At 57.8% G+C, this 1,120-nt stretch carries 1 protein-coding gene; it reads right to left on the bottom strand.

The window, feature by feature from the left end:
• Positions 1-41 precede the first annotated feature (41 nt).
• The gene (locus E9677_RS25075) at positions 42-1,052 is read right to left on the bottom strand and encodes an IS30 family transposase (protein ID WP_136560795.1); all 1,011 of its coding nucleotides are present in this window, start codon (positions 1,050-1,052) and stop codon (positions 42-44) included.
• Positions 1,053-1,120 lie beyond the last annotated feature (68 nt).

Here is a 1,120-nt window from a genome sequence, read left to right as displayed (position 1 = left end):
TGTGAGTTCATGCCGAAGCGCGACTTGCGGGCAGGGCGAAGCTATCCGGCATGCCTTAGCTGTGCGAGCAGTTTCTTGCGGAAGACTTCTGCCGGTGTCCGGTATCCCAGGCATTTACGCGGAGTCTCGTTGAGCTGATTGCAGATCGCGATCAGATCCGCGTCGGTTACGGATAAGGGATCGACCTCTCTCGAAAGCCATTTTCGCGCTCGCCTGTTGGTGTTCTCGACCGTGCCTTTCTGCCAGGGCGATTGGGGGTCGCAGAACCATGTCTGCGTGCCGATGCTGGCTTGCAGATAAGGCCAGTCTGTGAACTCAGTGCCGCGGTCGAACGTGATCGAGCGGCGGGCGAGGTGGGGCAGCGCCTGAAGCGCTTGCACAAGACCGTCCATAACTGGCCGAGATTGCCGATCATTGTTGCGCAGGAATATCGCGAACCGGCTAACTCGTTCGACCAGCGAGGTCACATTGGCTCTCCCGAACTTCTTGCGGAACTGGATCAGGTCGCATTCCCAGTGACCAAACTGCTTGCGATTGGCGATGACATCCGGGCGGCGCAGGATGTTCAGTTCAGGGCTAAAACTTTGTCCATGTTTGCGTCTTGCATGTCGCGGTCGCCGTCGTGCCCGATGCTCCGGCAAGTGGCGCCACAGTTTGATCGCGTGTCCGTCGGCCGAGTATGCGAACTTGTAGATCGTTTCATGACTGACCGAGATCGGGTGCCGTTCCAGACGCATCCGGCCAGCGATCTGCTGCGGCGACCAACCATGTTTGATCCGGTCGATAACGGACTGCCTGACATTTGAGAAGCGCACCAACTTCCGGAGCTTGGTGCGCCGTTCGCAAGCCATGTCATGGGCCGTCACGCAGTAGTAGCCACTGAGATCAGGGACGACCTTGTCGACGAACATGTTGCGCCTGAGCTCACGAAAGATCGTCGAGCGATGTCGACCAAGCTTCTCGGCGATCACTTCGACACTAAGCCCAGCCGTTCTCCAGCGGGCAATCTTGCGACGTTCATCGAGGTCAATGTGGGAGTAGGTGCGTTCCATTGCATTCTCCTTGCGAGTGACAACCCATTGGTATCATTCGCAAGTCGCACTTCATCCTTGAACCCACC

The sequence above is a fragment of the Peteryoungia rhizophila genome, assembly GCF_004912145.1.
Classification (GTDB): Bacteria; Pseudomonadota; Alphaproteobacteria; order Rhizobiales; family Rhizobiaceae; genus Allorhizobium; species Allorhizobium rhizophilum.
Note: the sequence above shows the minus strand (reverse complement) of the source record. Positions and strands in the feature narration are given on the sequence as shown.

Bases quoted from the DNA above. Each gene is read 5' to 3' on its own strand.
- E9677_RS25075 (WP_136560795.1), bottom strand. From the start codon at position 1,052: ATGGAACGCACCTACTCCCACATTGACCTCGATGAACGTCGCAAGATT.